Below are 19,301 nucleotides of genomic sequence, written 5' to 3'. Positions count from 1 at the left end.
CGAATTTGGTTATGGAGATTGACGTTTCCTACCCAATTTCGATAGTTTCCATTACCAAATTCAACCTCGGTTCTCTGTGACCTCATACTCACCGTCACCCAACGCCAGATAGTCCGTGTACTCAACCCGAGGATGACCACACCGGCGCTCGCATCCGGAGAAATGCACTCGTCCCTCCGAATCGCCGGCGACCATCAGCTGCAGAGCATCCCTGCGCACATCCGACCGGGACTTCGCACACCCGGGCAACCCGGTACACGCGGTGACCTGCAACTTAGGGGAGTGCGCGTCGAAGATGAGCCCCATCGGAGCCAGCACCTTAGCCACCGCCTCGGCTTCGCCTTCGTCTAGGTTATGTACGAGGACGCTGTGCCACGGCGTAACCTGCACTGGCTTTTCGACGGCGCACAGCAGCTCAGCCACCTTGCGCGGCAGCACTCCGAATGGCAAGCCAGCCCCCAGGGACACGGTGCCGTCTTCACGGTCGAACCAGCCGATGTGGGTCGGATCGGAGCTAGTGAAGGTCATGGTGTCGAAGGCGATAAACTCTGGCTTTTCTGCTACCCGCCAGGCGTTACCGCGCGCCCGCTGCCATTGCACTGAGAGCTGCGCGATATCTTCTGCCGGGTTGGCAAGTGTTTTGGTGGTCAGCTTTCCGCCCAAGATCAGCTGAGGTTGTTCACCCATGAAAATGCCAAAGTCAGGTTGCTGGGCAAGGATGGCACCATCGCCGTTGTCGAGACCAAAGAGCGTGCGACCGGAAAGACCGGCTAGTTCTTCGTCTTTAAGCAAAGCTCGGTCGAGCTCCGCAACTAATTCTTCCAAACCCGAAAGGGGAGAGGCGATAATATTGCGAATCTTGTCGTGGGCAATGCTGGGAACGAATCCTGAAGACAGGACGGACGTCGAAAAGCCTGCTTCGTCGGAGATCCCGCGGATTTGCACGTTGCCGCGGGTCGTGAGGTGGATGTCGCCGTCGCCGAAATCTGTCGCAAGCTGAGCAAATTGCGCGAATTGGGTAGCCGACATCACACCACCGGGGAAGCGAACTCGGCCAATTGCACCATCGGCGGCGTGGTGAAAGCTGAGCGCACCGGGGCAGCCGTCAACACGCGAGCGGTCGCCCAAACCGAGGTCACAGGCTACTTTGTCGGTGGAGGCATGAAGAGGGATAGTCATGCCCACTATTTTAGGCCTTGGAGCTAGGACTACTTTTGCGGCCATTCAGCCAACTACCTAGCCAGGTAGAGCGCACTAACACGCGGTAAGTGAGCAAAAGCAGAGCCGAGGTTACGATGAAGTTCAGGCTAGCTTTCACCATGATCGGCCAAGCCAGATGCGCGATAAAGACTTCAAAAAACGTCAACAGGACAAGATGCATCAGGTACATCCAGTAGGAAGCATCAGCAAGATAGCGAACCCATGGCCGAAATATGGTCAGATAGCGCACCGACAGTCCTAGCAACGCAAAACAGCATGACCAACCTGCCAGCGCTTGCAGGGTTGACCACACTGGTTGAGGTGCGTCGATGCCGATAGAAATGGCACCAGTGGTAACCAATGTCAGGGCGGTAGCCACCACAGCAAAAGCACTGTGGAACCATGCGTGATTGCCAATCCGTCGGAGTGCGGAATCATCGGAGGAGAGAACCCAACCCACCCCAAACGCACCCAAATAGGCAACCAGCGCAACCGGGTCAGGCATCAAAGTGGTAGGTGCGATAAGGCCGGAAGCCTCTTGCTGGATATTCGTCGTAATCGCATAAGGAATTGCCGCCAGCAACACACCCAGTCGAGCACTCAGGCACCGAGCAAGGAGATTTCGCACGGTGGCGGAGGATTCAGGCATCAGTTTGGTAGCTGCCCAACGCAGCAAGAGGGCGATCACAATGCACTGAGCTAGCACCCAGAGGAACCACAAGTGTCCAAGGTCGAATGCGCCAAGAGCGCCGCCGTGCCCAGCAACGTCGGGGCGCACCAGCTCTTTACCGACTCGGCTCGCGTGCCAAGCTGCCAACAAACCGAGTGGCAAGACGGCAAACGGCCAGAATACAAAGAGTGGAAGCACGATCCGGATCAGTCGATCCCGTAGGTAAGACCGAGTACCTCGCCTTGAGCGGACTAGCCGACCAAAGTATCCGGCAAGCACCAGAAAGAGTGTCATGCGGAAGAAGTGGATCGCAGAGATCACTACCAAGGGCCATTCCGCGCGCTGAGAGTCATCGACAAGCCAGGGGATCTGAGCGGTGTAGGGCATAAGACCATGCAAAACGATGCCAAGCAACAATGCTGCAGCACGGACTGCGTCCAAACCGTGAATACGGGTCTTAGTTGACTCAGTCGTCGACATCGGTGATTCCAAATGCTGCCAAGACTGCCTTGGTGGTGTTCATTGCACTGTCATAGGTGTGCTGTCCAAGAATGATGTCGGTGGGGAGGGATTCCATCAAGGACCACAGCGTTTCCGCTGCTTCCTTCGGATTCTTAGCTCCACTGTCGCCTAAGAGTTGTTCAAAGAGCTGTACAACGGTTGCTCTACCTTCACCTAACTTGGCAGCTGTGGGTTGATGTCCGAATGCCCGCGACACAAACATCATGTGTACCTTTTGGAAGGTCAAGTTCGTTTCATCCGCAAAGAGAATTTCTTTAACCATCGCCCACAGCATTGAATTTGGTTGTGGATTCTTGAGTTGCTCAATCGCGCAGCGAATCCGATCGCCACGCTGTTGCTGTACGTAGTCCAAGACGAAGTCGAGCATGGCTTCCCGGTCGGTGAAGTAATGCTGTACGGCGCCCATTGAGAGCCCAGCTTGCTTTGCGACGGCCCGAAGGGTCGCCCCTTTTAATCCCTTTTCTCCAGCAATGTCAACGATGGCTTTTGCCAGCGTACGGCGCCTTTCCTCATGATCAACCACTTTTGGCATCAGTAGCTTTCCTTTCGCTCCATTGCTATTATCGTGCATATGCATGAAAAAAGAAAGTGGCAGACTTCAGATATTCCCTCCATGGCCGGGCGCGTAGCACTCGTCACCGGCGGAGATCATGGCCTAGGTGCCGAAATCACCCGCGTTTTGACGCAACACGGGGCAACGGTGATCATCGTTGGCAATGCCAGCGCGCGAATGGAGGCGTTCGCCCAAAAGTTCTCGCCTCGTTTGGCTCACTATTACCTAGACCTTGGCAATCTCAACTCGGTGACTAAGTGTGCCGCCGAAGTCCTCGAACAGTACGATCACCTTGACCTGCTGATCAACAACGCAGGTGTGATGATGTTGCCATATGGAGTTTCCAAACAGGGGTTCGAGCGCCACTTCGCGATCAATCACTTGGGGCACTTTGCCCTCTCTGGGCTATTGTTCCCACTGATTAGCAAGGTACCGGGAGGCAGAGTTGTCACGATGTCGAGCAACGGACACAAGATTCCCGGCCTATCTTTTGCAGACGTTCGCAGTGACAAGGACTATCATCCGATGAAAGCGTACGGACGAAGCAAACTGGCGAATCTCCTGTTTACTCAGGAACTCGCGCGACGGCTAGCGTCCGCTGGTGTTGATATGTTGTCGCTCGCGTCCCATCCTGGCCAAAGTTCTACCAACCCGCATGGGACTACTGGTTTTAAGACACTGCTTGACCGGATCCTCGGGCAAAGCACGGCCCGCGGCGCTGAGCCTGCGCTCCGGGCAGCAACCGATCCAACGGCGCAGCAGGGAGATTACTTCGGCCCTGGAGGATTCCTAGAGCTTCGTGGAGACGCAGTCCGAGTTCGACCTGCGCCGGCCGCATTGGACGAAGCAGCAGCTCGGAAGCTGTGGGAGCTATCAGAAAAGTGGACTGGGGTGCAGTTTCCTGGTTAGGCCTGTTAGTTCATCTACTCTGCAACGGGACGCGCGATAGGCGGGTACGCGCGCTATGGACCGACAATTTCGCCTCATCTCAGTATTCTGGAATCCATGTTCTCCCAGCGCCCCGAGAAGCTTCGAGGTTACCGGCTTGCCGATGCCTCTCTTCTAGCGCGAGTTTCCGCACCACTGAGAGCGGACTTCCTCCGCTTTCTCCTGCGTCGACAACCCGTGAAGCGCCACATCGTCACTGATGTTAAGGTCCCTCATTTCGGCGGTTCGGAACGCGTTTTTGGGATGGAGCCTGGCACCGTCACCGATGTTGGTGCGCTGCACTTTCTGGGTGCAGGCAAGAACCCGAGAAACGCGAAGCGCTTCGAATACGTGACTACGGATTCCCACGGTAGGCAGCTCACCGCGACGGGAGCACTGATTCGCTCGGAAAAGCCCTGGTCGGGCACAACACGTCCCGTCATCGGTTTTGCCCCGTCCACCCAGGGCGTGGCACAGCATTGCGACCCCTCGCACAGTTCAGCGATCGGTTTCAAGATCTTCCGCGAGGAGCCAAAGGATGTGATCATGGCCTATGAGCTGCCCGTCATGCTCGCGTTCCTGCGACAGGGCTGCGATGTGGTCTTCATTGACTACCCGCGCGACCCTGATGCGCACATCCAGTACTACGTCGACCACATCGCAGCCGGCCAGTCGCTCTATGATGCGCTCAGAGCCGCGCGCACCTTGGGTATCAGCGAGGATCAACCCATCGGCTTGTGGGGCTTTTCCCAAGGTGGCGGGGCAGTAGGTTGGTGCGCGCAAAACCCAGTGCTACCCGTGCGCGCTGCCGTGGTGGGCGCGCCGCCGTCCACGCTCGAAGAGGTAATGAAGCATGTGGACGGCTCGCTGGTGGTCGGAACTCTTGCCTATTCTGTTGCCGGTCTGATGGTGGAGACTCCCGAGCTGTGGGAGCAGCTGTGGCCACTGTTCAACGAACATGGTCGCAAAAAGATTCTTGCCAACATCACCACTTGTGCGGGCGGCACCGTCTTTGCGAGTGGTTACGAGCGCACACGCGATTGGACGGTTGATGGCCGGTCTTTCGCCCAAGTCGTGGCATCTTTGCCCGCCGTCACCGCAGCTTTGCGACGCCAAGAACTCGGCCACTCAGCGCCGACGATCCCGACCCGGTTGTGGGGCTCCCGCAATGACGACGTGATTCCTGTGCAACAAGTGCGTGCGTTACGCGACAGGTGGCTTGAGCTGGACGGAGAAGTCTCCTACGTCGAGTCCCGATTACCGCGCCTACCCGGACGGACTGGTGCGAATCACTTCCTGCCGTACTATCTATCGGTGCCGCAGCAGATGGAGTGGTTACTGGAGCGTCTGCGCTAGTTGAGGAAAAACTCGCAGAAGGTGCTGTCTGGCAGCATTACTTTGATTCCACCGTCGATTTCTGAAACGCGCGAGTTACGCTTGGCAGCCCACAGTCGAAGTGCGTCCTCAATGTTGTCCGTGTTGTGGAATGCCTGTTGGGTGTAGCGGTTGAGATCTTCCATCTTGGGTTCATCAAGTGGAACGTCCACGGCGAAAAACATCGTAGCTTGACCAGTATCTCCGCCGAAGAAGGCATTGAATCCAATCAACTGTGCAGCCACGGATGCCAACCCAGCGCCGGGCAGCAGACCGAGGTTGCTTAGCTCGTCGATTTTGATGGCAGGTTCCGCAAATTCGGGAATCTGCAGTTCCTGTGCGCGACCTCGCAGCTCGGTGATTCCACTAATAGCTGGGTGATCGAGGCGATCGGCAAAGCCCCTATCGTGCCAGGCCCACTGCCACACTGAACCTTCCAGGGTGCCCAGCACCTGCACAGGAAAGATGGACTCGCCGAAGCTGATCGTGCCGGTGGAAATATCTACAGCCCAATCTTCGTCACCAGCGTAATCGCCGAGTGTTTCCTGAGCTTCTAGAGTCAGGATGGAATGGTCTGCAATCAAAGTGTGGAGGACGGGGGATTGGGCACGAGGTACACGGTTGAACAGGGCCATGCTGCCTAGTCTAAAGTCGGCAAATCGAGTCCGCGAGCGATCCATACGAGCAATCGAATTCTCTCGCTATAGGTGATGAAATAGCCCGGAGAGGAATTGCGTAACCAATTGGGCACGCTGTGAAGCCCTTGGGGAGGGAAGACTTGGTTTTAGACAGCCATGCCGATTTATGTTTTACCGCATCCCACTTCATTGTAGGAAAAGCTTTGATCCGCCAGTTTCAATCCCAGCAGCGTTGCAGCCAGCCCAGCAGAAATCGTTTGTCCAGGGCTCCTAAAAGCAGCGCCGAGCACAGAATCCAATGCTTGACTTACAACCATCACCGTGAGCAGATCCGGACCAATTTTGCCTCGGGCGGCTGACAAACCGAACACGATGCCCAGAGGAACAGCTCGGGAGGCAAACATAAGTGAATAGTAGGAAGCCACGGATTGATCATTTGGGACTAAGAGTCTCGGCCGAATCAACGCGATAAAGCCAAACCCCGCCGAACCGAAACCTAGGGAAACCTCAGCAGTTCTTTTCCAATATGCCAATTTTTACCTCTTTGGTCTCAAGGAACGAGTGAGCACTAGCACTCCTGTCATCCCACCAATAACAGTCAAAACTCCGGCCACTGCCCACCTCCAGTTTGGGCCTTTGAGCGGTTGGCAATCACCAACGCAGGCTATGGGGTCAATTTCCACGAGTCCGAAGCCCTGAGCAGCCCAAAGCACACCGAGCAAGGTGACCGGGATAGCAGTTATCAAACCGGCCCACTTCAGTAGTGCCTTCACTTTTCTCTTCCTTCGCTGATGACGTGCTGCAAGGTCAAGAATGCGCCTTCTACAGCTTGGTCGCCTAGGTGATTACGCCAGTTTTTCTCACACTCTCTGAACCAAGTTTCAGTCACCCAAGCGACCGCTAGCCCCTTTTCGCTCCAACGAACTACCTGGGCACGTTTGTCTGCTGGATCTGGGGTCCGGTCAACATACCCCAGTGAAACCAACTCGGTTATGAGCAAGCTGGTTCCTTGTTGGGAGATGCCAGAAAGCTCCGAAATTCGGGCCGGCCGAATGCCTTCTTGAGACACAAAACGCAAAACGTTAAGAAAATGACTAATCGTCAGTTTCTCGTGTCCGCGATCATGCCAGTATTTGAGTAAATCTGAGGTTTGTCGATCGAAGGCTTCTGCAATCAAAGACTGCAATGATGATTCCGGAAATCCATTTACACAAGTCATATGTTCAAGTTACTTGTCTATATTAGATCATGTCAAGAGCAAAGTGAATGCAATTGTTTGTAACGTGATGCCCAAACTGGTCCTAAGAGGTCCGTCACGTACCATGTCAGGTACGCCACAATCATGCCAGTGTCACATGAGGGGTCTCGCGGAATCCGGTGCAAGTCCGGTCGGTCGCGCCACTGTCACAGTCAGACCTGCAACCCCGTCTTTTGTGTGACGCAGCGAATGGGCGCGTAACCCTGACCACTGCATTTGTAAGGACTAACCACACGTGATTGCCCTGCTGTCCACTTCGGATACTGACCTGCTCTCCGCCAAAGCCGCCAACGAGGCCGAGAACGTCGAGTTCAAGTACGCCAACCCAATGTCGCTGAAGGCCGACCAGGTCGCAGAGTGGCTGGGCGATGCATCCATCGCAGTCGTCAGGCTGCTCGGTGGCAAGCGCGCCTGGGAGGCTGGCCTGGAAGCCGTACTGAAGACCGGCATTCCCACTGTGGCGGTCTCGGGCGAGCTGGCCGTGGACGCCGAGCTCACTGAGCTGTCCACCGTGCCAGCGGGCGTGACGACGACCGCCCACACCTATCTGGCCGAGGGCTCCGCCAAGAACCTGGAGCACCTCTACCGCTTCCTCTCGGACACAATCCTGCTCACCGGCTACGGCTTCGACGAACCGGAACACATGCCGATGTGGGGATTCTTGGAGCGCAATACCTGGGCGACCGGAGATGCCCCAACTGGTCCGCGCATCGCCGTGCTCTATTACCGCGCCCAGCACTTGGCGGGTAACACCGAATACATCAAGGCCCTGTCCCGCGCTATCGAGGAGCAGGGTGCGACTGCGCTGCCGATCTTCACGGCGTCGCTACGCCAGGCCGCGCCGGAATTGCTTGCCGAGCTCGCCAAGACGGATGCCGCCATCACCACCGTCCTCGCTGCTGGCGGCACCAAACCGGCCGCTGCGCAGGCTGGTGGCGACGACGAAGCATGGGACGTCGCAGAGCTCGCAGCCCTCAATATTCCGATCATCCAGGGCCTCGCGCTCACCACGCCTCGCGCCGACTGGGACGAAAACGACGACGGTTTGACCCCGCTTGACGTGGCAACGCAGGTGGCGGTGCCGGAGTTCGACGGCCGTATCATCACCGTGCCATTCTCCTTCAAGGAGTACGACTCCGACGGCCTCATCGCCTATGTCCCGGATGCGGAGCGTTGCGAACGACTGGCAGGAATCGCGGTGAGGCACGCGCGCCTGCGGGCTTTGGCGAATTCCGAGAAGAAGATCGCTGTCATGCTCTCGGCGTACCCGACTAAGCACGCCCGCATCGGCAACGCCGTCGGCCTGGACACCCCGGCTTCAACGTTGCGCGTGCTCAAGGCCATGGTCGAGGCGGGCTACGATCTTGGCGACCTGACTAAGATCCCTGGCTACGCCAACATGGACGGCGACGCCTTCATGCACGCCATCATCGAGGCCGGCGGCCACGACCCCGAGTGGCTAACCGAAGAAGTGCTGGCGAACAACCCGTTGAAGCTCTCGCGCGAAGCGTATGAAGAGTACTTCGCCACCCTCCCTCAAGCCACTCAAGCAGAAATGACCGAGCACTGGGGCGAGGCCCCTGGCACGCACTACGTGAACCCAAGCACGGGAGAGATCTACATCGCTGTTCTGCAGTTTGGCAACGTCGTCGTGATGGTGCAGCCACCGCGCGGTTTCGGCGAGAACCCGGTGGGCATCTACCACGACCCTGACCTGCCGGCGAACCACCACTACCTGGGCACTTACCACTGGCTGCGCAGCGTGTTTGGAGCCGATGCGATCGTCCACATGGGCAAGCACGGCAATATGGAATGGCTGCCGGGCAAGACCGTCGGCATGTCCGCCGAGTGCTACACCGACCAGGCCATCGCGGACATCCCGCTCATCTACCCGTTCCTGGTCAACGACCCAGGCGAGGGCACCCAGGCCAAGCGCCGCGCACACGCCGTGCTGGTCGACCACATGATCCCGCCGATGTCCCGCGCTGAATCCTACGGCGACATCACCCGCCTGGAGCAGCTCCTCGACGAGCACCAGAACATCTCCGCTATGGACCCCTCCAAGCTTCCGGCCATCCGCCAGGAAATCTGGACCCTATTGACGGCGGCCAAGATGGACCAGGACCTGGGATGGGAGGAGCGCCCGGACGAAGAAGTCTTCGATGACATGCTCATGCACATCGACGGCTGGCTCTGCGAGATCAAGGACGTCGCCATCCGCGGCGGCCTGCACATCCTCGGTGAGCCGATCGAAGGCGAAGTCCTGGTCGAGCTCGTCCTCGCCATGCTGCGCGCCCGCCAGCTTTGGGGCGGCGAGCAGTCGGTCGCCGGTCTGCGTGAAGCCTTTGGCCTGTCCGAGGCAGGGGACGAGACTCGCGCCCGCGTGGACGAGGTCGAATCTCAAGCCAAACAACTGCTGACGCAGCTTGCGGAAGCAGGGTGGGCAGCTGAGGCCGTCGAAAAGCTTGAGGCTCCGGAGCAGGTGAAGGACATCCTGCGGTTCGCCTGCACGGAGATGGTGCCCCGCCTGCAGCAGACCCCGCGCGAGATCACGCAGATCCTGCGCGCGCTGAACGGCGAGTTCATTGAAGCGGGTCCGTCTGGTTCCCCGATGCGTGGCCTACTCAACGTGCTGCCGACCGGTCGCAATTTCTACTCAGTGGATCCGAAGTCGATCCCGAGCCGGTTGGCCTGGGAGACGGGCCAGCTACTGGCTGATTCGCTGGTCGAGCGTTACCTCGCGGAGCACGGCGAGCACCCGAAGTCCGTCGGCCTTTCGGTCTGGGGCACCTCCGCGATGCGAACGTCGGGTGACGACATCGCCGAAGTTTTCGCGCTGCTGGGCGTGCGCCCGGTGTGGGACGAGGCTTCCAGGCGCGTCATTGATTTGCAGGTGATCCCGCTGGAAGAGCTGGGGCGCCCGCGCATCGACGTCACCGTCCGCATTTCCGGCTTCTTCCGCGATGCCTTCCCACACGTGGTGGCATTGCTCGATGATGCGGTGCAGCTCGTTGCAGGCTTGGACGAGCCAACAGACATGAATTTCGTTCGGGCGCACGCTGATGCTGGCAAGCCAATCCGCCGCATCTTCGGCTCCAAGCCGGGCACTTACGGCGCTGGCCTGCTGCAGCTCATCGAATCCGGCAACTGGCGTGATGACCAGGACCTCGCCGAGGTGTACACCACCTGGGGAGGCTACGCCTACGGCCGCGGTGTCGACGGTGTCGAAGCCAAAGACGAGATGCGCGAGGCCTACCAGCGCATCTCCGTGGCAGCAAAGAACGTGGACTCCCAGGAACACGACATCGCTGACTCGGACGATTATTTCCAGTTCCACGGCGGCATGGTCGCCACTGTGCGCGCCCTGACCGGTAAGGATCCGGAGGCCTACATCGGAGATTCGACTCGCCAGGAAACCGTGAAGACCCGCACCCTTCACGAGGAATCCCGCCGCGTGTTCCGCGCCCGCGTAGTCAACCCACGCTGGCTGGAAGCTATGCGGAACCACGGATACAAGGGCGCGTTCGAGATGTCCGCCACCGTGGACTACCTGTTTGGCTACGACGCCACCACGGGCCTCATGGATGACTGGATGTATGAGACCTTGACGCAGGAGTACGTCCGCGATGAAACGATGCGCGAATTCTTTGAAAAGTCCAACCCGTGGGCGCTGCGTGACATCTCCGAACGCCTGTTAGAAGCAGCGGACCGTGGCATGTGGTCCGAGCCTTCGGCGGAGGACCTGGACACCCTGCGCCAGACGTTCTTGGATATGGAAGGCAACCTGGAGGACCGGTAGTCGGGGTTCCACGCTTTTCTCAGCCCCACCATCTACAGTGGTGGGGTGCCACTCATCATTGCAATCCCGTATTTCCTCATCGAGGCGCTCGCGTTTTGGGGTGTCTCGCAGCTGATCGGCGTCGGTTGGGCGCTGGTCGCCCTGTTCCTGACCTTTTTCGGCGGCCTGGTGCTCGCAGCCTTTGAGATGAAGCGCATCGGGCGCGTCGCGTTGCACCAGCAAAAGGTTAATCCGGGCCGTCTGGCCGGCGACTACGGTTTGCTTGCCGCTGGCGCGATTCTGGTCGCGCTGCCGGGCTTTGTCACGACGGTACTGGGCCTTCTTTTCATTTTGTCCCCAACCCGCGCGCTCGTGCGGGGGATGTTGGCAAAGAAACTGCGCGTCAAGGTGGAGAACCTCGGCATGAAGGGCTTTGAACAGGCCAACCGCTACCGCGAGCAGGCAAGTTACGGATCCTTCATGGACCCAAACAAGCCCGTCATTGACGAAGAAGAGATTCACGACTGGTCTGAGAACGTCAAACCGGAGGACTTCAAGTGACCCTCGTTCTTCGGCTGCTGCTCGCCGCGCTCGGCGGCGCAGCCTGCTTTACCTCTTTCGAACCGCTGGGCTGGTGGTGGGCCGGGATCCTTGGGCTCGGCCTGCTTTACTTCTCACACACGTGGGGCGACAAGTCACCTCGCAAACGCACCGGAGCTCTCCTCGGATTCGTCTTTGGATTGGGCCTCTACCTGCCGTTGTTGCCGTGGGTGGGGGAGTTCGTCGGCGCTGTCCCGTGGGTGGCACTGGCGATCACTGAATCGTTGTATTTCATCGTCTTCGGGGCCGTCGCCGTACCGATCGCACGCCTCAAACATTGGGGCCCACTCGCGTTCGCACTGTGGTTTATCTCTGCCGAGTTTGTGCGCAGCAACTGGCCGTTTGGCGGCTTCGCCTGGGGCAGACTCGGTTGGGGTCAAATTGATGGGCCGCTGGCGCAATGGGCGTCGATAGGCGGGCCTGCACTGGTCACCTTCGTCGCAGTGCTCGCGGGTGCCTGCATTGCGGGGGCAGCGCAGAGCCGGCGCTTTTCGACGACCATCGCAGGCCTACTCGTCGTCGCGAGCTTCCCTGTCTTGAATTTGTTCGCACCAACGATCCCGGATTCCGGTGAAGTCAAGGTCGCCGCGATTCAGGGCAACGTGCCGCGCATGGGTTTGGACTTCAATGCCCAGCGCCGCGCAGTGCTCGCTAACCACGCCCGGGTGACTGGAGAAGTGGATGAGCCCGTTGACCTGGTTATCTGGCCCGAGAATTCTTCGGACGTGAATCCGTTTGCAGACCAGGAAGCTCGGAAAATCATTACCGAAGCGGTAGCGGACGTGAATGCCCCAACTCTGGTGGGCACGATCACTGTTGATGAGGTGGGGCCCCGCAACACGATGGTTGTATTCAACGCTGACGGAACAACAGGGGACTATCACCACAAGAAGTTCCTCCAGCCCTTTGGCGAGTATATGCCTTACCGGGACTTTTTCCGGAAGTTCTCTTCCTTTGTGGACATGGCCGGCAACTTTCAGCCGGGCACGGGCAACGGGATAGTGCACATGAATGGAATCGCCGTTGGCGTCGCCACGTGTTATGAGGTTGCGTTCGATGCGGCGGCGCGAACGGCCGTCGATAATGGTGCGCAAATCCTGACCACACCGACCAACAACGCAACCTTCGGCTTTACCGACATGACCTACCAGCAGATGGCGATGAGCCGGATGCGCGCCATAGAAACGGACCGTGCGGTGATTGTCGCTGCGACGTCCGGATCCTCGGCGCTGATCCGACCAGACGGTTCCATTATCGAGAAGACTGCGATTTTCCAGCCCGCGACGCTGATCGATACGCTGCCACTGCGCGATACCCGTACGATCGCGTCACGATTCGGTCACATCATCGAATGGTCGCTGGTGGTCGCAGGCCTCGCTTCAGCCATCCTGGCTATCCTGGTGTCACGCCGCGACAGGTAAACTGTTCTGAAACATCAAATCTTTTCGAATCCAGGGGAGAGTTAACTAACAATGAGCAACCCAAGCGATCTCACGCTCGTCATCATTCCGACGTACAACGAGTTGGAGAACCTCCCGCTCATTACCTCCCGCGTGCGCAAGGCAACTCCAGACGTGGACATCCTCATCGTCGATGACAACTCGCCTGACGGCACCGGCGAAGCCGCCGACAAGCTCGCTGCCGAGGACAACCACATCAAGGTCCTCCACCGCACCGAAAAGACCGGCCTGCTCGGCGCCTACCTGGCTGGCTTCGAGTGGGGCCTGCAGCAGGGCTACACGGTTATTTGTGAAATGGACGCCGACGGATCCCACGCCCCTGAGCAGCTTCACCTACTGCTCGAGGCAGTGGACCAGGGCGCTGACCTCGCTATCGGCTCCCGTTACGTCCCAGGTGGCAAGGTGGTCAACTGGCCGAAGGAGCGCTTCTTCCTGTCCAAGGGTGGCAACCTCTACATCGGCCTGATGCTCGGCACCGGACTGACCGACATGACCGCTGGCTACCGCGCTTTCCGACGCGAACTGCTCGAAGCCATCGACTTCGATGAAATCTCCCGTAAGGGCTACATCTTCCAGGTGGACGTGGCACGCCGGGCCGTGGAGCAGGGCTTCGACGTTGTCGAGGTACCGATCACCTTCACCGAACGCGAGATCGGCGAATCCAAGCTCGACGGCTCCTTTGTCAAGGATTCCCTCCTCGAGGTGACGAAGTGGGGTGTGGCTCACCGAGGTGAGCAGGCCCGTGAATTGGCCAAGGAAATGGTCGGTCTGGTCAAGTACGAGATCGACAATAAGCGCAAGAAGAGCCAGTTCTAGCGATTGGCTGAATTCTAGGCCCGGGACCGAATATGGTCTCGGGCCTATTGTCTTTTCGGGGTACTGGTTTCGGGGCCGATGAAATTCGACCGCCTAGACACAATTTCATTTCAAGGAAGCAAAACAAACAAAAATCCGCCTACCAGTAAGTAGACGGATCAAGTGGGGAAGTAACTACTGCTGCGCAGCGGCTTCTTCTTGCTGCTGCTTGAGCAGGCGAGCTGCATTGCGACGACGCTTGCGGAGGAGTTCCACACGCTCGTCCAGAAGTACGTCGAGTTCTTCGATGCTGCGACGCTCACGAAGCATATCCCAGTGGGTGCGAGGAGGCTTTACTTCCTTGGCTTCCTGGCCTTCACCTTCCATGAGGGTTCCCACTTGGCCGTTCTTGCACAGCCAGGTGCTTGGGATTTCCGCATCGTCTGCGAATGGGACTTCATAAACTTCGCCGGTATCGGTCTTGTACTTAACCAGCTGCCGAGGGGCGAGGTCGTGGTCGCGGTCGGTTTCATAGGAAACGGCGCCCATGCGGCTGCCACGAAGTACGCGATCTGCCATGTATCTTCAGTCCTTTTGTTCTTGTGGTTGCGGTCATCTGGGGTTAAAGCACACCCACGAATAGGTGACTGCGGGACAGTATTTGGCCATTATAGCTGTTTTGTCTCGTCACCCGCACAAATGGTTTATGTAGACCTGCGAAAGTTCGGCTATGGTGAACGTCGTGAAACCGTATATTGCTTCGGCAACGACCCATGCGGGAGCAGGGAAGCCAGCCACATGTGCTTGGTGTGGCAAGACTATCGAAGCCGGTGGCCGGGGCCGCCCGAAGAAATATTGCAGTCACTCGTGCAGGCAACGTGCTTACGAACAACGTAACAACGTCGCCGGCACATCTATTCCCGCCGAGGCGGTCATTTTACGCCCCGAAAAGGTAGCTCAGCTCAAGGATTCACTATTTGAATTGCGCTGCGCTGCTGAGGATGTCGCTACGGCGGCATCCGAGGGAGCTAATGCAGAAGAAATGCGACAGCTGTGCGAAGATCTAGTCGAGCTTGCGTGCACCATCGAGAAACTACGTTAGGTTACTAAGGCACTGATGAATCAGACTTACAACAAGAAACTAGTCATTGGCCTCGCCATCGCGATCATCATCGTGGCGCTGGCCAGTGTGGCTCCGGTGGCGTACAAGGCGTACATGACGCCCGGCGTAAAGACCGATGGTATCCAGGTCGAAGGTGCGAAGAAGGCATCGACCGAAATCAATGGCACCTGGTCTGTGGTTAAGGCCGCACCAGGAAACCCAACCTCGGTGGGCTACACGTTCCATGAGATCTTGCCAGGCGAGCGCCGCGAGACCTCGGGTAGCACCGAAAATGTTGATGGCAGCGTTGTCATCGACCAGGGAAAACTCAAGAGTACGGACATTACAGTTGACATGACAACTATTCGTACTGATCGGGAAAAGCGCGATATCAACGTACGAATGAAGCTCCTGGAAACGGACAAGTACCCAACGGCAAAGTTCGTCGCCGATGAAAATGCCTCAGTCAACGTCGCCGACATTCCAGATAACGCAACTGTTGGCAAAGTGACCGTCCCGGGCACGCTGACGATCCATGGCGTCGCAAAGCATATCGACGCCGAGCTGGACATCCTACGCACGGGCGACAACATTGTGGTCGGCGCCAACATTCCATTCAACCGCCTGGATTACGGCGTAGAGACTCCAGACTTTGTAGCGGCAAAGATCGATACCGAGGGCCACCTGAACATTCGCCTGGCGCTGGAGAAGTAACCCATGATGACCAAGCGGATGATTCCGTGGCTGTGGTTCCGGCTCGTCGTGATCCTCGGATTCTTCATCTTCGTCATGATCAAGGGGATGCCACTGATCGGGCTGATCGCGATCGGCTTGTTCGTTTTGAGCGCGCTGCAGTTGCGCACCGCATATCGATCCCAAACACCTCAAGAGCCACAACAGTAGACCCCCGCAACTTACGTCACAGTGACATTAGTAGTGGGAATTTCCATACGGAGCCAGCGCCTCACCAACGTGCGGAAATTACCCCAATTGTCCGATAATGTACATTATGTCAAATAGGAGGCGTGGTTAACGTCCACATTACACTGGCGGCCATGACGAGCACCGCGAGCTATCCTCCCCAACTGCCTCACATGGACATGGCCCAGCATCTTTTCGGCTACGTCCGTCACTATCACGCCGACCTTGAACGCCAACTAGGCCTAGTCTCGAACATCCACGAACCACTAACACCCAGTGGCTGGTCCGCGGCGGAGCTGGCGAACCACATCTTCCACATGGAGCGCCGCTGGATCCTGTGGGGCTTCCATGGTCAAGCGCTTCCCGATGTCTGGGGCGACTGGCATGACGGACGTCCCGGAACGAGATGGTTTGCGCCGACCGTGACGCTCGCCGATGCCGTCGCCAAGCTTGCACAAAATCTAGACATGTTTGAGACCACCTTGCGTGAGCACGACCTGTCTGAATCTGCCACTACCAGTGGCAAATTCCTAGAATCGGATCCGCCACAGCTGTCCTGGATCATGCTGCATGTCATCGACGAATTGGCCCGCCACCTGGGCCAATTGGATGCGGCTCTTGAGTTTCAGCGCGACCCGCAGGCCGCTAATCCCACTTAGCGCTGTTCAGAATTTCCCTTGGTGACCTTTTTATATTCAACCGACATCAAGGCAACGAGCACTATTTGTGCACAGGCCAATAAAATAGCCAGCCAAGGACTGATATCGCCAACCAGGTAGAGGACAGCTAGAAGCCCCGCGATGAGACGGATCGCGATCGAATATTGCGTTGACTTGTTTGACATGATTCCCTTTCCGGCTGCGTAAAGCTTTCAAATCTGATTGTATACTATACTTTACATTCCGTCGACTGTATTGGTCTTTTTGCTTAGCCCTGGTTCTGCGAACAACGCCTAAGGGCTTTATTATCAACCGTCATGACCAAAGTTCAGGGCAGCCCGTGGGAAGTCCTCAAAGTGTTCAGCACCCTCGGCCTCACGTCCTTCGGCGGACCTACTGCTCATTTGGGCTACTTCAAGACGGCCTTCGTTGACAAGCGCAACTGGCTCACCGAAGCCGACTACGCCAACACCGTAGCGCTGTGCCAGTTCCTCCCTGGTCCGGCATCCTCGCAGGTCGGCATGGTTATCGGTTTCCGTCGCGCGGGATATCTGGGCATGCTCATGGCTTGGCTGGCCTTCACGTTGCCGTCTGCGGCTGTGCTTACCGCGTTCGCCTTACTCGTCAAAGACTCGACGCTCGTGGATCCCGAAGCCGGATGGTTGAAAGGATTGCTGGCTGCTGCAGTTGCCGTGGTCTTTCACGCTGTGGCAGGCATGGCAAAGAACTTGGCGAACACCAGGGTGACCGCCACCATTGCTGTCATTGCGGGGTTGATCGTTCTCAGCGTTCCGAGCCCCTGGACGCACGTCGCAGTCATCGCAGTGGCTGCGCTCGCTGGCGCGTTTGTGTGCCAAGCATCTGCACCGACGGAGACCGACGACTCTCGATCAGTACCGCAAGCCGTCGCATTATCTGCGCTCGCGTTGTTCGTCGCGGCGCTGATCGCGCTCCCAATCTTGGCGCGCACCACCAAGGATCACACCCTGGAAATGATCAACGCCTACTTCTCCTCCGGCGCCCTCGTCTTCGGCGGCGGCCACGTGGTGATGCCGCTTCTCGAACAACACACCGTCGCCCCAGGCTGGGTCTCCCAAACCGAGTTCCTTGCTGGCTATTCCGCCGCCCAGGCTGTCCCTGGCCCGCTGTTTACCTTCGCGTCCTTCCTCGGTGGCGCCGACGCCGGCCTCCTTGGAGCCGCGATCGCCACCATTGCGATCTTCGCCCCCTCTGCGCTCCTGGTCCTTTTCGGCCTCCACTACTGGGACCGACTCTCCCACTCACTAACCATCCGGAAGGCCTTCGCCGGAGCGAACGCCGCCGTGGTCGGACTGCTGGCAGCGGCCCTGTACAACCCGGTGTTCACTCACGGCATCAGTGGCATCCCGTCCATGGCAATTGCCGCCGTGTGCTGGCTGGGCATGGCAAAGTGGAATGTTCCAGCGTGGGCCATCGCCCTCGGAGCGGGCATCGCGGGCTGGGTACTGCTCTAAGCAGGGCTTATCGACGCCCAGACCGGTTTCTCGTCGTGAGCGTCAGCTGCACCGCTTCCAAGTGTCCGAGCCGGAACAGGGCCTCAAGCAACGCAAAGTGGTAAATCCACATTCGGCGAAAAACTGGGTCATACCCTGCCGCTGCCGCCTCGCGGAGATGGCTTTCAAAAAGCTCGCGCTGGATTCGCAGGCTCTCTAAGTAGTGGTCACCGAAGTGCTTTTCTGCGATGATCCGCAAACCCGATTCCTTGTCGACCAAGGTATGCAGGCCTGTGATCGTCGAAAAGCGCAGGGCGGGCCACACATAGCTGCGCAGTACCGATAGGGCTTGACGGCTGGTCGGGCCGAAGGAATCGGTAGCGACCACGGTCTGCAATCCAATGAAGCCGCCGATGGTAAGCATGCGGTCGAGAGACTTCAAGTAGGAAATGGCGCCCTGTTTGCCCAGGTACTCGAGCTTTTCGGTGGAGATAATGCAGTCGTATCGGCCTCGCCACTCTTCGCGGGTCGGAAAAGGAGCCTTCAGGGTGTACGGGTGCACGTAGTCGGTAGCGCCGTTGAGCGTGATGAACTCCTCCACCGCGATCTGGTGGTCAGGGTCCGCAGTGAGAACGTCCACCGTCGCACCCCGCGCAGAAGCCAGCAATGCGATCGTGCCACCTGAGCTGGGAAATTCCAGGACGTCGGCACCCTGATCAACAAGGGCGGCGTCCAGCAAGCTCTCAGCGGCGCGTTGCTGGGCCGCGTCAAAATCGGCCCGCTCCACGCCGATGGGCGCAGACAAGGTCGTCACATCCACGAAATGTGTCGCAGGTTCACTGCCCCGCCCGGCACCCGAAACAAAACTCTTGGTGGAGGTACGAACGGTCGTCGGCACGCCCGAGGCGAAAAGTCCGCCAAACATGCTGACTCCGTCGACGGAGCACAGCTGCACTAGGTCGGCAGGAAGTTCGTGCCCATCTCCCCTGCTCGCGCTGCGTACGGACGTGCCGGACCGGCGACCCTGTGGCTGAAAGTCGGCGCCTAATAGCTTAGTCAAGGTGCCGGTGAGGTCTGTCGCCGTCCACTCGCCTGCCATGTAGGATTCCGCGAGCCCGAGCCAACCGGACTCCGCCAGACGCACAAAGAGCTCTTCCTGGACTACTTCTACATCCGGAGATTCACCACCGAGCGCAATCCCTGCTTTGTCGCAAGCCACTGCGAACCGGCGCTCAGCCTGACGGGTACGGAAGTTAACGATCCGGCCTGGCTCAGTCACCGACACCAACGCAGGCCAACTCTGCGCATCCACATTCTCCAAGTGCTGTGGAATGTAGGTTGCCATCTCGGATCGTCACCTCGCTTCCGGGAA

The 19,301-nt window shown here is 58.3% G+C and carries 20 protein-coding genes; 11 read left to right on the top strand and 9 right to left on the bottom strand.

The genetic code is table 11. The features are described 5' to 3' along the window. Positions 1–60: 60 nt before the first annotated feature. From CKALI_RS05460 to CKALI_RS05450, 3 genes are read right to left on the bottom strand one after another with little or no spacing between them, the layout of a single operon-like run. A complete protein-coding gene (locus tag CKALI_RS05460) occupies positions 61–1,188 on the bottom strand; it encodes a precorrin-3B synthase (RefSeq protein WP_407643762.1) in 1,128 nt (375 codons plus the stop codon). A gap of 1 nt (position 1,189) precedes the next feature. Continuing rightward, positions 1,190–2,350, bottom strand: a complete 1,161-nt coding sequence (locus CKALI_RS05455; protein WP_197079774.1) for an acyltransferase family protein — start codon at positions 2,348–2,350, stop codon at positions 1,190–1,192. Further along, a complete protein-coding gene (locus tag CKALI_RS05450) occupies positions 2,337–2,969 on the bottom strand; it encodes a TetR/AcrR family transcriptional regulator (protein WP_156192340.1) in 633 nt (210 codons plus the stop codon). Before CKALI_RS05450 ends, CKALI_RS05455 begins: the two co-directional genes overlap by 14 nt. Between CKALI_RS05450 and CKALI_RS05445 the strand changes: the two genes are divergently transcribed. Both CKALI_RS05445 and CKALI_RS05440 read left to right on the top strand, forming a co-directional pair. After that, on the top strand, positions 2,964–3,854 hold the full coding sequence (locus CKALI_RS05445; protein WP_156192339.1) for an oxidoreductase: 891 nt from the start codon (positions 2,964–2,966) through the stop codon (positions 3,852–3,854). The two genes, CKALI_RS05450 and CKALI_RS05445, sit on opposite strands and share 6 nt — an antisense overlap. Positions 3,855–3,950: 96 nt before the next feature. Then, positions 3,951–5,228 carry a lipase family protein gene (locus CKALI_RS05440; RefSeq protein ID WP_156192338.1) on the top strand — a complete coding sequence of 426 codons (1,278 nt, stop codon included), beginning with the start codon at positions 3,951–3,953 and terminating at the stop codon, positions 5,226–5,228. On the opposite strand, the gene CKALI_RS05435 is transcribed toward CKALI_RS05440, so the two are convergent. From CKALI_RS05435 to CKALI_RS05425, 3 genes are all read right to left on the bottom strand, one after another. Further along, a complete protein-coding gene (locus CKALI_RS05435; protein ID WP_156192337.1) occupies positions 5,225–5,881 on the bottom strand; it encodes a DUF6882 domain-containing protein in 657 nt (218 codons plus the stop codon). The two genes, CKALI_RS05440 and CKALI_RS05435, sit on opposite strands and share 4 nt — an antisense overlap. A 167-nt stretch (positions 5,882–6,048) precedes the next feature. Further along, positions 6,049–6,309, bottom strand: coding sequence for a hypothetical protein (locus CKALI_RS05430; RefSeq protein ID WP_156192336.1), 261 nt, complete (start codon positions 6,307–6,309; stop codon positions 6,049–6,051). A 344-nt stretch (positions 6,310–6,653) separates the two neighbouring features. Continuing rightward, a complete protein-coding gene (locus CKALI_RS05425) occupies positions 6,654–7,103 on the bottom strand; it encodes a MarR family winged helix-turn-helix transcriptional regulator (RefSeq protein WP_156192335.1) in 450 nt (149 codons plus the stop codon). A 274-nt stretch (positions 7,104–7,377) separates the two neighbouring features. On the opposite strand from CKALI_RS05425, the gene cobN reads away from it, so the two are divergent. The 4 genes from cobN to CKALI_RS05405 are packed head-to-tail and all read left to right on the top strand — an operon-like array spanning position 7,378 to position 13,796. Continuing rightward, positions 7,378–10,941, top strand: coding sequence for a cobaltochelatase subunit CobN (gene cobN / locus CKALI_RS05420; protein WP_156192334.1), 3,564 nt, complete (start codon positions 7,378–7,380; stop codon positions 10,939–10,941). Positions 10,942–10,986: 45 nt separating this feature from the next. Beyond that, the gene (locus tag CKALI_RS05415; protein WP_156192333.1) at positions 10,987–11,481 is read left to right on the top strand and encodes an FxsA family protein; all 495 of its coding nucleotides are present in this window, start codon (positions 10,987–10,989) and stop codon (positions 11,479–11,481) included. Then, entirely contained in the window at positions 11,478–12,941 is a 1,464-nt protein-coding gene (lnt, locus tag CKALI_RS05410; protein ID WP_156192332.1) for an apolipoprotein N-acyltransferase, read from the top strand. Before CKALI_RS05415 ends, lnt begins: the two co-directional genes overlap by 4 nt. 51 nt (positions 12,942–12,992) lie before the next feature. Continuing rightward, entirely contained in the window at positions 12,993–13,796 is an 804-nt protein-coding gene (locus tag CKALI_RS05405) for a polyprenol monophosphomannose synthase (protein ID WP_156192331.1), read from the top strand. A gap of 174 nt (positions 13,797–13,970) precedes the next feature. On the opposite strand, the gene CKALI_RS05400 is transcribed toward CKALI_RS05405, so the two are convergent. Continuing rightward, positions 13,971–14,354, bottom strand: coding sequence for an RNA polymerase-binding protein RbpA (locus tag CKALI_RS05400; protein ID WP_156192330.1), 384 nt, complete (start codon positions 14,352–14,354; stop codon positions 13,971–13,973). Between the two features lie 163 nt (positions 14,355–14,517). On the opposite strand from CKALI_RS05400, the gene CKALI_RS05395 reads away from it, so the two are divergent. From CKALI_RS05395 to CKALI_RS05380, 4 genes are all read left to right on the top strand, one after another. Continuing rightward, positions 14,518–14,877, top strand: a complete 360-nt coding sequence (locus CKALI_RS05395) for a hypothetical protein (RefSeq protein WP_231580539.1) — start codon at positions 14,518–14,520, stop codon at positions 14,875–14,877. Between the two features lie 15 nt (positions 14,878–14,892). Then, the gene (locus CKALI_RS05390; RefSeq protein WP_156192329.1) at positions 14,893–15,591 is read left to right on the top strand and encodes a YceI family protein; all 699 of its coding nucleotides are present in this window, start codon (positions 14,893–14,895) and stop codon (positions 15,589–15,591) included. A 3-nt stretch (positions 15,592–15,594) separates the two neighbouring features. Beyond that, on the top strand, positions 15,595–15,780 hold the full coding sequence (locus CKALI_RS05385) for a hypothetical protein (RefSeq protein ID WP_156192328.1): 186 nt from the start codon (positions 15,595–15,597) through the stop codon (positions 15,778–15,780). Between the two features lie 152 nt (positions 15,781–15,932). Further along, on the top strand, positions 15,933–16,457 hold the full coding sequence (locus CKALI_RS05380; protein WP_156192327.1) for a mycothiol transferase: 525 nt from the start codon (positions 15,933–15,935) through the stop codon (positions 16,455–16,457). Here CKALI_RS05380 and CKALI_RS05375 read toward each other — a convergent pair. After that, entirely contained in the window at positions 16,454–16,642 is a 189-nt protein-coding gene (locus CKALI_RS05375) for a hypothetical protein (RefSeq protein WP_156192326.1), read from the bottom strand. The two genes, CKALI_RS05380 and CKALI_RS05375, sit on opposite strands and share 4 nt — an antisense overlap. Positions 16,643–16,774: 132 nt before the next feature. Between CKALI_RS05375 and chrA the strand changes: the two genes are divergently transcribed. Beyond that, the gene (chrA, locus tag CKALI_RS05370) at positions 16,775–17,950 is read left to right on the top strand and encodes a chromate efflux transporter (protein ID WP_156192325.1); all 1,176 of its coding nucleotides are present in this window, start codon (positions 16,775–16,777) and stop codon (positions 17,948–17,950) included. Positions 17,951–17,957: 7 nt separating this feature from the next. Here chrA and CKALI_RS05365 read toward each other — a convergent pair whose 3' ends face one another. Next, positions 17,958–19,274 (bottom strand): class I SAM-dependent methyltransferase, encoded by a 1,317-nt coding sequence (locus CKALI_RS05365; protein ID WP_156192324.1) that lies wholly within the window; start codon positions 19,272–19,274, stop codon positions 17,958–17,960. Positions 19,275–19,301 lie beyond the last annotated feature (27 nt).

The organism is Corynebacterium kalinowskii, assembly GCF_009734385.1.
In the GTDB taxonomy this organism is placed as follows: domain Bacteria; phylum Actinomycetota; class Actinomycetes; order Mycobacteriales; family Mycobacteriaceae; genus Corynebacterium; species Corynebacterium kalinowskii.
This window is presented reverse-complemented; position numbering and strand designations above follow the sequence as displayed.